At 39.9% G+C, this 12199-nt stretch carries 8 protein-coding genes; 3 read left to right on the top strand and 5 right to left on the bottom strand.

The features are described from left to right. Positions 1–157: 157 nt before the first annotated feature. From AACU25_RS02365 to AACU25_RS02350, 4 genes are all read right to left on the bottom strand, one after another. Complete coding sequence (locus AACU25_RS02365) at positions 158–1279, bottom strand: fatty acid desaturase family protein (protein WP_096573745.1); 1122 nt, start codon at positions 1277–1279, stop codon at positions 158–160. 132 nt (positions 1280–1411) lie between these two features. After that, positions 1412–2509, bottom strand: a complete 1098-nt coding sequence (locus tag AACU25_RS02360; RefSeq protein ID WP_422641094.1) for a fatty acid desaturase — start codon at positions 2507–2509, stop codon at positions 1412–1414. A gap of 337 nt (positions 2510–2846) precedes the next feature. Further along, positions 2847–3899 carry a fatty acid desaturase gene (locus AACU25_RS02355; RefSeq protein WP_096583433.1) on the bottom strand — a complete coding sequence of 351 codons (1053 nt, stop codon included), beginning with the start codon at positions 3897–3899 and terminating at the stop codon, positions 2847–2849. A 213-nt stretch (positions 3900–4112) separates the two neighbouring features. Continuing rightward, positions 4113–4931, bottom strand: a complete 819-nt coding sequence (locus AACU25_RS02350; protein WP_096573744.1) for an acyl-CoA desaturase — start codon at positions 4929–4931, stop codon at positions 4113–4115. Positions 4932–5017: 86 nt separating this feature from the next. Here AACU25_RS02350 and AACU25_RS02345 point away from each other — a divergent pair, with 86 nt between their 5' ends. Continuing rightward, positions 5018–6247, top strand: coding sequence for a methionine gamma-lyase family protein (locus AACU25_RS02345; RefSeq protein ID WP_096573743.1), 1230 nt, complete (start codon positions 5018–5020; stop codon positions 6245–6247). Positions 6248–6259: 12 nt separating this feature from the next. On the opposite strand, the gene AACU25_RS02340 is transcribed toward AACU25_RS02345, so the two are convergent. Then, on the bottom strand, positions 6260–7453 hold the full coding sequence (locus AACU25_RS02340) for a Coenzyme F420 hydrogenase/dehydrogenase, beta subunit C-terminal domain (RefSeq protein WP_096573742.1): 1194 nt from the start codon (positions 7451–7453) through the stop codon (positions 6260–6262). 295 nt (positions 7454–7748) lie between these two features. Here AACU25_RS02340 and AACU25_RS02335 point away from each other — a divergent pair, with 295 nt between their 5' ends. Together AACU25_RS02335 and AACU25_RS02330 are read left to right on the top strand one after the other, a co-directional pair. Next, positions 7749–9527 (top strand): DnaJ domain-containing protein, encoded by a 1779-nt coding sequence (locus AACU25_RS02335; protein WP_096573741.1) that lies wholly within the window; start codon positions 7749–7751, stop codon positions 9525–9527. A gap of 832 nt (positions 9528–10359) precedes the next feature. After that, the gene (locus AACU25_RS02330) at positions 10360–11808 is read left to right on the top strand and encodes a glycoside hydrolase 100 family protein (RefSeq protein WP_096573740.1); all 1449 of its coding nucleotides are present in this window, start codon (positions 10360–10362) and stop codon (positions 11806–11808) included. Positions 11809–12199: the final 391 nt, after the last annotated feature.

Here is a 12199-nt window from a genome sequence, read left to right as displayed (position 1 = left end):
GAGGAAAAGGGAGAAATAACAATTATTAATAAATTCCAATTACCAATTACCAATTACCGATCCCCTTTTTACATTAAATTAAGGACATAGTAATACTATGTCCCCAAAAGTTTGATATTACAGCTTAAAAACTACACGCAACACTTACTAAGTCGTGCTAATTATTCACTAAAGCTGGAGTTTTATATTCTGCATTTGGTGTAGTTCCTAAATATTTCAACCAACGAAAATTAGATACAAGTGCTGATGTAAATGTTGGGCAGACATTATATTTCACTCCATATTCCTCACACAATTCTGCCAAAATAGGAGCTATTTTTGGATAGTGAATATGACAAACTTGAGGGAATAAATGATGGACAACTTGGTAATTCAGTCCACCTAAATACCAATTTAAGAAGTGATTTTTAGGAGCAAAATCAACGGTGGTTCTAATTTGGAAAATTGCCCATTCATCATCAATTTCTTCTGGTTGACTCTCTGGTTGGATAAACTCTGCTGTGTCCATCACATGAGCCAGCATAAAGACTATGCAAATCCAAAATCCATAGGTCATGTAAGTAATGAGAAATCCTACAAGTGCCTGTATAGGACTGTAGCCTACAGCAATGGGAATTCCGAGAAAAAGTGCCAACCAGATGATTTTACCGCCAAAAAGGATCAGCATATCTAGCGGTTTGGGTGTAGGAACCACATGGGAATGATATTTACGCTTAAACAGAATGATGTGAATATCTGCAAAAGACCAGTAAATAGGAATGATTGTATAGATAGATAAAATAAATATGTGTTGAAATCGGTGATACCATTTATGCTCCATATAGGGAGTCATTCGCACTAAGCCATCACCATGTATTTCCACATCATGGCCTAAGATATTTGTATAAGTATGATGTAGAAAATTATGCCGATATCGCCATAAATAACTAGATAATCCAATTACGTCATATATTGAACCCACAAGAGTATTGACCCATTTCTTACTCGAATAACCGCCATGATTAGCATCATGTCCGACACTAAATCCGACAGCCGCAATACCCAATCCTAAAACAATACAGCCAATCACTTTCAGCCAGATTTGCGGTGGGCCGAAGAGTGTAAATGTCCAGGCTCCAATTACCCAAACTGCAATAGTCAATGTTTTGAAATACATTGCTGGATTATCGCGGGTAGAAATATTGTTGGACTTAAAATAAGCATCAACTCGTTTATTCAGTTCTTTCCTAAAACCAAAGTTTTTAGTAAAAGTAACTCTTGTTTCTGGTGCTGTTGTCATAGATTTACTCACGTAAATTTAATATGAAAGTGCTGCTTCATTAAGAAGCTAGCACTAGTTAATAGAAACTGAAAAAGCGTAAGAAGATTATCTTCTGAGCTATGCTTTTTCAGTTCATCAAATGCTGTCTATTTATGAAGGTTTAGCAAATTTACTATTAGATGTGTAGTAAACTTTTCCCCCAGAATCGGGCACAAAATGACAGCTAATACAGGAACGCCATAATGACTTCCAAATGGGTTCTTGAGACTCACGGAAATATTCCCCCATAATTGGTTTAATTGCCTCGGTTGCCTTCAGCAAATTGTAATGAGGGATATTCAAAAAGATATGGTGAGCTACATGAGTACCGATATCGTGATGGATATGATTGATTAAACCGTAATTACGGTCAATGCTAGAAATAGCACCTTTCAGGAAAGTCCACTCTTCACCACGATACCAGGGAATATCAGGCTCAGTGTGATGCAAGAATGTCACTACATCTAGCCAAATTACAAACACAATGTAGGGTGCGGCATAGTTTTTCAATAACCATAACCAACCCCATTGATATGTCAGAAAGCCAAGCAAAGCTACCATGCAAGTCCATAGTACAGTGCTGGTAATCACATCCCATTTTTCAGAAGGTTTGAAAAGTGAGCTGCTGGGTAAGAAGTGGGAACCTTCTTTATTAGGAGAACGCTTAAACAGATAAACCGGATAAGCTAAGAAAAACACATAATATCGCCCTATCTTTTGTTCCCACGGCATTTCTTTATATTGTGATTCGCTCACAGGATACCAGCTTTCATCATTATCGATATTGCCGGTATTGAGATGGTGGGTTCTGTGGCTAATTCGCCAACCGTGATAAGGAACGAGTATTGGTGTGTGTGCAAGATGTCCAATTAAATCATTGAGCCATTTCTTTTTAGAAAAAGATTGATGTCCGCAGTCATGACCAACTACAAACAAAGCCCAAAACATTGTTCCTTGCATTAGCCAAAAAATCGGCCAAAAAAACCAAGAATCCAGATAATTAGCAACTGCGTAAAGTAGACCAATAATCAGGATGTCTCGAAAAAAGTAGAACAGAGATTTACCTAAATCTGGCTGAAAGCATTCAGGTGGGATTGCAGCTTTTAATTCCTGCAGGGTAAAAGGTAATTTTGCCGAATCTTCAGATGATTGTGAGCTAACGGTATGGTGTAGCTTAACGCTGTCGGCTGGGATACTATTTGATGGCACTGGATTCAATGGAATATAAATTCTAAGCCTTGCTGTAAACAAGGAAATGTTACCGAAAATTTTAGATTGGCGTATTTTAGTTTGTTGTGATTATGTCTCACCCATAGAGGATGTAACTAATCCAAAATCCAAAATCGTTTGACCTCTGCAATGAGCAGTTTCGGAGATATATTTTTGAGCGATGATCAGCACAAAAATTTCTTCTGGCAATGTCCTGAACAATGTTCATTAGTAGGATCTGCCAGAATACAAATCACTAACAAGGAGAAATTACACAGATAAAAGTAAAACTTTCCAGAAGACGAAATAATCTTCCAAGTTATACCTCATCTTTGATTTATCGCCCTGCGTAATAATCGTCAAAAGTTTGATAACCAACATCAGGAGTGTAAAGTTGACATTGGCCTGTAATTTCCTTCATTAAAGCCCAAGAAAATTGGCTTTCATCATGAAGATAATCTGCCCAATTTCCTTTGATGCTCTTGTAAGCCAAGCGCAGATTATAGGAAGGAATTGCAGTAGAAAGATGATGAGGTACATGAACATTGATATCGTGGCAGAGAAATTCTATCCAGCGTGGATAATCACAATGAATAGTGCCAGATAGTTGCGCTAGAGCCTCATTCCACTTGGTAGCTGCCTTAAAAGGAACATCTGCAGCAGTATGGTGAACCAGGGTAAAGGTACTCATCCAAAAATGGTAAACCATCCAGGGTAAAAGCCAAAATTTGACAAATCCCCAAATACCAGTTGTCGCAATGAGTAGTGGGAAGGCAACGGCTGCAAAAATTACTACTACAGCCACAGAAAGCTTAACACTTGATTGGTCTTTAGCTTTGAAATTACGCCAATCAAAATGTACAACTGCCCAATGTCCAATGGAACCTACCCACCAGAAGCGTTTACGCATAAAGCCTTCAAAGACTGAACGGCGGAATGTCCCCCAATTTTGAAATACTTCTGGTGTGATGGGATGCCAAGCATTGTCCTCTTCCAGCTTATTTGTATGCTTATGGTGATGATTATGTTTAATCCGCCAACTATGAAATGGATAAATCAAAGGCATCATTAAAATGTGCCCAACTAAATCGTTTACCCAACGACGATTCGCAAAGGAACGATGACCGCAATCATGGGCAATGACAAAAAAACCTGTTAAAGCTGTACCTGTAAAAATCCAAGCAAATGGCAACAGAAACCAAGGCGAAATTGCCAGACTGACGTAGCCTAAAGCCACCATCAAAACGGCAGTTACCACATTTGTCCAAGCTTTACGTTTATCCTTTTTAAAACACTCCTTGGGCAGGGTTTTAATAATATCTTTTAGCCTCAGGTTGGAGCTACCAAGGTCATTAGCTTGATTTTGAATTTTGATTATTGATGTAGTCATGAAAACCTGAAAAACAACAAAATCTTCCACCAACACACCACAAAGTGGTTTGCCGTAAAGCTTATACACATTAACGTCTCGGATTATAGTAACCCAACTCACTCTTGTTTAAGAGTTAAGGGAACCAATATTTTTGGTTACTAAAAAAACTTTGCCACTCAGTAAACTATCAACTGCCTAATGTCAAGATGCAATTGACAGTAGATTACTGGCTTATGACTTTTTATCTGCTAACTTCACATTTGTAGCTAGACCAAGCACTTGTAGTAATTGAATAGTCATCCAAGTCATGTCAATTTCCCACCATTCCAAGCCGTGACGTGCTGAGTATTGGAAAGCGTGGTGGTTATTGTGCCAGCCTTCGCCAAACACCAGTAAAGCTACCCACCAGCAATTAGTGGAGCGATCGCCAGATTCGTGAGTACGATAACCAAATTTATGTGTAGCACTATTTACCAACCAGGTACAGTGGTAAACCCAAACAATCCGCACAAAAATGCCCCAAACAACCATCGGCCAACCACCAATTGCCAAGAGCAACAAGCCTAGCGCCACTTGGACGAGAATAAAATATTTTTGCAAAAACTGATAAACTGGGTCATCGGCAATGTCTTTAGTGAAGCGAGGAACCTCAGCGTGAGCGGGTGCGTGATAAATCAGCCAACCCATATGGCTCCACCAAAAGCCCTTATTAGAATCATGGGGGTCTTGTTCAGTATCCGAGTGTAGATGATGGATACGGTGTGTACCTACCCACTCAATTGGCCCGCCTTGGCAAGCGAGAGTTCCGAAAAGCACCAATAGATATTCCAACCACTTGGGAGTTTGAAAACTGCGATGGGTAACCAGGCGGTGAAAACCTAGAGTAATACCTAAACCACCAGTTATCCAGTAGAGCAATAAACCTACACCAACTGCATTCCAGCTAAAGTTACTAGGAAGCAAGGCAAATAGCGCTCCGATGTGCAACGCAGCGAAGAAGAGGGTATTAACCCAGTTAATTTTAAGTTTGGTTGAGGTAGCAATTGTCATGAGTAACCTGAATAGGAAAGGTGAAGCCTAATCTGCGCGATCCCAAAATCCGCATATTTATTTAATTTTTTTTTAATGAGGAACCAATGAACAGCTTGGAACAGCTGCGGCAAGCAGAACAGGCACTGTTAGAGATTTTTTCTGGAATTGACGCTCAGGTCAAGCACAATCTTCAACGAGTACTAAATGCCTTTCGTCATCAACGCGTAGGTGCACACCACTTTGCAGGTGTAAGTGGATACGGACACGATGATTTAGGAAGAGAAACTTTAGATAAAGTATTTGCCGAAATAATGGGTGCTGAAGCTGCGGCAGTACGGGTACAGTTTGTTTCAGGGACTCACGCGATCGCTTGTGCCTTGTATGGTGTGCTGCGTCCTGGAGATGAAATGTTAGCAGTGGTCGGTGCTCCCTACGATACGCTCGAAGAAGTGATTGGTTTACGGGGTAAAGGTCAAGGTTCCCTTACTGAGTTTGGCATAAATTACCGCCAATTAGACTTAACACCTGATGGAAATATTGATTGGCAAGCTTTAAGTACTAACGTGACTCATAACACACGTTTAGTATTAATTCAACGTTCCTGCGGATATTCTTGGCGGCCTAGCTTATCGATTGCTGACATCGAAAAAATTGTCCAACTAGTAAAACAGCAAAATCCCAACACCGTTTGTTTTGTAGATAACTGCTACGGTGAATTTATCGAAACCCAAGAACCCACCCATGTCGGTACTGATTTAATGGCGGGTTCATTGATTAAAAATCCTGGTGGCACAATTGTGACTGCTGGCGGTTATGTTGCTGGTCGCGCTGACTTAGTAGAAGCTGCCGCCTGTCGTCTCACTGCCCCTGGCATTGGTAGTTATGGTGGTGCAACCTTTGACCAAAATCGCCTTCTATTCCAGGGCTTATTTCTCGCGCCGCAGATGGTGGGAGAAGCAATGAAAGGCACTCACCTCACAGGTTATGTCTTTGACAAACTGGGTTATCCGGTCAATCCTGCACCGCTTGCACCTCGCCGCGATGTAATTCAAGCAATTAAACTCGGTTCCGCCAAAAAGCTAATTGCCTTCTGTAAAGCTGTACAACAAAATTCTCCCATCGGTTCCTACCTTGACCCCATCCCCGATGAAATGCCGGGGTATGAGAGCCAGGTAGTGATGGCTGGGGGAACATTTATCGAAGGTAGCACCTTGGAATTTTCCGCAGATGGGCCGTTGCGTGAGCCTTATGTGGTTTATTGCCAGGGGGGTACCCATTGGACACATATTGCGATCGCACTAGAAGCAGCAATAGAAGCTGTCGGCCCTGCTTAAAATCGTTGCGTATTAGTCTGGTAACTTATACTGCTCAACGATTCTCTTGGCATACTCCGGTACATGGGCTTCCAACTTCTCCGGGTGATTCCGCTTCACATACAGGTAATTACGAGTGAAGTGGGAATCAATGGAAAATCGGGCATATTCCAAACCTTTTGGGCCAATTTTCTCAATCACCACACCCATCAGTTTTGCTGCCCACATGGGAAGAGTCACAGCTTTATCGTAAGCCGGAATACTTTGCTGTACAGCTTCTTTGCGATTTCCTTGGGACATGACAGGTTGCGTGTCTAACTGGTCTTTTACCAAGTCCAGCATTTCTTTTCCTGTATCATTTCTTACAACAATCCATTGCCAGCCAAAGGGTGCGCCCATATAGCCGACAACTAAATCTGCCAAAGAATTAACGTAGTCAAAGCAACTCATACATGAGGGGGCAAAGACATCTTTGAGCTTATTAGTTTTTAAACCAAAGAATGGCACCATTTCTGTAGAGCCATCCTCATGTTTGAAGTGAACGCGAAAGTCTTGCATAAATTCGTAATGCACGACAGTCTCAGGCGATCGGCTGGTGGTTTCTAAGAATTTTTGCAGTCCAGCGCGGGTAACATTATCTACGCAAGGTGTACCTAAAACATACAGCTTTTCTAAGCCTAGCTGTTTTTCTACGGCTCTTAATGCCTGGATTTGGCAACCAACTCCAATCACTAACAGCCGTTTCATCCCAGATTGTTCTATTTGCTCTAAAACTGAGAGATTGGGTGATAGTGTTGGTTTATTGACTCTCGCTGCCAGTATTTCCTCTGGGGTACGGGCAATAATTGGCATCGGTTGAAAGCGGTCTTCTTTGGTGTTTTGGACACAGACAACACCTTCAACTAGCCCACGATTCAGCATTTCAATCGCCAGGGAACTGACAATACCTGTCCACTGTGCGCCTTCGATGGGTTGCTGTTTCCGCGCCGCCATCATGTCTTGATGAACACCAAAGTATAGTTCATCAGGGTTATCGAGATTGCGAGAACGGGTGTGGGTTTGTGCTTCTAGTTCCCCTATCTGCTGATTAATGAAGGCGCAGGCTTCTTTGACGTAGTGGATGTAGTATGTATCGCACAGTCCGCACTCGCTGCACAGTTCTTTAGCAGGGCGGCGGCTAGTGGGTTTTAAGGCTTTGGCTTTTTTATGAGGAGAAACCGAAGTCATATAAATTCTTTGTTTTATCCAGGCATCGCTTTTACTACAATACCGTCAACCCCTCCGGGGAATTCAAAATTCAAAATTCAAAATTCAAAATTCACCCATTACAATACCCATACTTAAGTTTTTTGCCTTGTACCAATCTATGTTATTTATAAGTAAATTTAGGGGTTTGCATCCTTTTTGTGGCGATAGAAATTGAGCATGAAGAGGATAGAGAAACTTTTAAGTATTTTTTCCATTCTCATCTGTTTTTTATCTGGAGCATCGTTGATGAAGAGATTCTCCAAATGAATTGAAAGTGACTCAAAATTCTCAAACAGGTGCAGCATTTATTGCTGGAGGCAGCATAACAGGCGCTGGCGTTTCCGCAACAGTTGGCGGGATGGGATTAGCTGGAGGATTTGGTGCTGTGGGACTTGGCACAATTCCAGTAGTTGGGATTGGTGCTGTAGGTGGTGCAGCTGCTTATGGGGCGTTTAGTGCGATCGCCCAAGGAGATGCAGCAGCTTTTGGCGCAATGGGTATTGGCGCAGTTGGTGGTGCTGGCTTTTCTAGCGTTGTGGGTGGGATGGGATTAGTTGCGCCAAAAATAGGGCTGGTGGTTGGTATTGGTACAGTACCTATGGTAGGGGTTGGTGCGGTAGTGGGACTCGCTGCTTATGGGATTGCCAAGCTGTTAGATGAATCGGAAAGTAAGGAAACTTCTGCACAAGTTTTTGAGCGCATGGAAGAGAAAGTCCTAGCGATGGATGATTATGCCGCAGCTGTGATGGAGTTAGAGGCATTTTTATCTGGTGAGGATCTCAACCCCAAATTTGCGGCTTTAGAAATTGAAGATGAATTGGAACAATTGAAGGCTGAATTAAAAGAAAAAAATCAAACGAATCCTGAACCTTCTCCTGCCAAGATTGAAACAAAAATCATTCCTCCAACAACTGCAACAACAGAAGCTTGGAAATGTATACGCACACTCAAGGGACACTCAGCAGCAGTAAATGCGATCGCAATCAGTCCTGATAGTAATCTCCTAGCTACTGGCAGTAATGACAAACAAGTTCATCTATGGGATTTAAGTAGCGGAAAATGGCTTTATACTTTCTCAGGACAAGCAGAAGCGGTTTTATCTGTGGCTATTAGCCCCGATGGTCAAAAAATTGTTAGTGGTAGTGTTGATCGCAAAATTAGCAGTTGGCAGATAGATACAAGAAAATTCTTGCGTACATTTTTTTATTTAAACTCTCCCTACAGCCATAACGGTTTTATTCACTCCGTTGCCTTTAGCTCTGATGGTAAATACATTGTGAGTGGTAGTAATGATAAAACTATCAGAATTTGGGGATGTTATACAGGAACAATTAAATGTACTTTAAATGGGCATTTAGATGCAGTTTTAGCCGTTATTTTTAGCCCAGATAGCAAAACTATTGTGAGTGGTAGTGCGGATAAAACTATTAGAATTTGGGATGTCAATACTAGAAAACAGCGCTCTATTTTATCTGGACATTTAGCAGCAGTTAATACGGTTGTTATTAGTTCTGATGGTCAAACCTTAATTAGTGGCAGTACAGACACCACAATTAAAATTTGGAATCTCAATACTGGTGAATTACTCCACACCCTCACTAGACACTCAACGGCAGTTTTATCTATTAGTCTCAGCATTAATAGTAACACTTTAGCTAGTAGCAGCAGTGATGGTGTAATTAACATTTGGCATCTGCCTACAGGAGAAATCATACAAACTTTTTATGGTCGTAGTCCTGTAGCTTTTAGTCCTGATGGCAAAAGCCTGATTAGTGGTGGTAATAATGCTACAATCCAGATTTGGCAAAGAACTCAAAGCTTTGATAAATTCACACTCGAAAATATAGATTCTGAGTTGTGGTGGGAAGTTTTGGGTGTAGATCGGGATGCTCATCCCAATGAAGTGAAGCTTGCTTACCGTCGATTAGCAAGATTTTACCATCCTGATCTTAACGCTTCTGAGAATGCTAAAGCCTCAATGCAATCAATAAATCAGGCTTATCAAAAGTTTCTGGAGCAATGGAATAGTCATATCCACAGTAGATTTTATTAATGGAAGCTACCAACTTATACAGAGTAAGTACATTTATCGTGGGTATCGCTTTTCTCGACCTTCTACTTTACGAATCTTTATTAAGCTGAACTGTAGCTAATAGCATTAATGTTAGTTAACTACAAATTTATTAAAATTTGCTAATGTTACAATAATTACTTTAAATTCTCTTAAGATGAGCTATTTTTCCTTTATTAGCAAGGTTATAAAAGATTAGTAGTTTATCACTCTGGTATTCAGAGTATTTTAGCCACTTACTTCTATATACTAGCCACTTTATAAATATATAGGTTACAATACATAGCCCCTAAGATGTATTGACAATTCATTTTTTTTAAGAATTCGTATTGCATAATTTGAAAAAACGTTATAAATTATTAAGTTATAGGGGAATAGAATAATTTTTAGTGTCAAAAACTAAATCCTAGCTACGTAAAAATACTTTAACTATTTGAAACTCTAAGGAAATCTTCAACAGTGTTAGCAATATATTTTTGGTTGATAAATCAAGCATTCCAGGCATAAAAGTCGATTTGCGCTCAAGCTAAAAATATATTTTGCGTAACTGCTTTCAAAGTAATATCATTTCTTAAGGTGAGAGATAAAAAGTTCTCTTTCACCAAGATGCTTATTGCTTAAAAGCAAATTAACTGCCAGTTAAGCAGCATAATAATTGGCAGTTATAGACAGCTTTTGTAGAGTTAATCATTTATTCCCAAATTGCATTTGCTATCCAAAAAATCGTCTTTGTTATGATCGGGATAGCAAAGTCCATACGTCAAAACGAACGCATCTACCACAAATTTACAAATCTAGTGGAGTTATTCTGGCGATGCAAATAAACGAATTGGTAATAGCTGAAAATATAGAAGAACAAGCTTGGCAAGCATTAGAAAAGTCGATTCTCTATTATCAAGGTCGTCCTGTTGGGACTTTGGCCGCATACGATCCGTCTGTAGAGGCGCTGAATTACGACCAATGTTTTATTCGCGATTTTGTCTCATCGGCTTTAATTTTTCTGCTCAAAGGTAAACCAGAAATTGTCCGCAATTTTCTGGAAGAAACCTTAAAGTTACAGCCTAAAGAAAGAGCATTGGATGCATATAAGCCGGGAAGAGGATTAATTCCTGCTAGTTTTAAAGTTGTGTCTATTAATGGCGAAGAGTATTTAGAGGCTGATTTTGGCGAACACGCGATCGCTAGAGTCACACCTGTAGATTCTTGTCTGTGGTGGATTCTTTTGTTGCGTGCTTATGTTGTCTCTACCAAAGATTATTCGCTAGCTGATCGACCTGAATTCCAAACTGGGATTAGGTTAATTATGGAAATTTGCTTGGCGAATCGATTTGATATGTACCCAACGCTATTAGTTCCAGATGGCGCTTGTATGATTGACCGTCGTTTGGGTATATATGGTCATCCTCTAGAAATTCAAGTATTATTTTATGCGGCTCTGCGTGCTGCGCGTGAGTTATTAATTTGCGATGGTAACCAAGATGTTTTCGCCGCAATTGATAACCGCTTACCTCTTTTATGCGCTCATATTCGTCAGCATTATTGGATAGATATTAATCGCCTTAATGCAATTTACCGCTTCAAGAGTGAAGAATATGGCAAAGGAGCAGTCAATTTATTCAATATATATGTAGACTCTATTCCCTATTATGAATTAGACAAATGGTTGCCAAGAAAAGGCGGTTATTTAGCTGGGAATGTTGGCCCATCACAACTAGATACTCGCTTCTTTTCACTTGGTAATTTGATGGCGATTATTTCTGACCTGGCTACTGAAGAACAGTCGCAAGCAATTATGACTTTGATTGAAGAAAGATGGGAAGATTTAGTAGGAGATATGCCTATGAAAATTTGTTTCCCTGCTTTGGAACATGAAGAGTATAGAATTGTTACTGGTTGCGATCCAAAAAATATTCCTTGGTCATATCATAATGCTGGTAGCTGGCCTGTGTTGATGTGGATGTTAGCGGCTGCTGCTGTTAAAACTCACAAAACAGGTTTAGTGAGAAAAGCAATTGAAATTGCTCAAACACGTCTAGTTGAAGATGAATGGCCAGAATATTACGATGGTAAGAAAGGGCGATTAATTGGTAAGCAAGCTAGAAAATATCAAACTTGGTCAATTGCTGGATTTTTATTAGCAAAAGAACTAATAGCTAACCCCAGTTCTTTAAAATTGGTGAGTTTTGATGAATTATCCCCAGAAGCAGTTTCTAGAGCTTGTGAATTTGAAATTAGCAGTGTAGATCCATACCTATCACACTAGAAATACCTGGCAATAGATAATTATAGCTATACAGAAAAATCCCCGCTTTAAACAGGCGGGATTTTTTTGTACATTACATCTTTAATTCATCATGTTTAATCAATTCTTATAGGGTGTATTTTCGCAAAGCGCCGCACCATCAATCAAGAATTCACGCAGTATGCCGTACTTGCAGAGATAATATCCCCCAAGCTATTTTGTAGTTAAAAGTGCTTTTATATTTTTCTCATTTGTTCTCCATGACAGATTCAATAATATGTCATCAAACCAAATGAATTAATTGAAAAACTTAGGTTATCCTGAAAGAATATGTGAAGAAATATAGTGCCGGGAAAGTGTGGTAAATACTCTGCAACTATATATCTGTAGCTATTACCTAAGTAAAAGTATT

Origin of the sequence: Tolypothrix tenuis PCC 7101 (assembly GCF_963874875.1) — a bacterium.
GTDB lineage: Bacteria > Cyanobacteriota > Cyanobacteriia > Cyanobacteriales > Nostocaceae > Aulosira > Aulosira tenue.
This window is presented reverse-complemented; position numbering and strand designations above follow the sequence as displayed.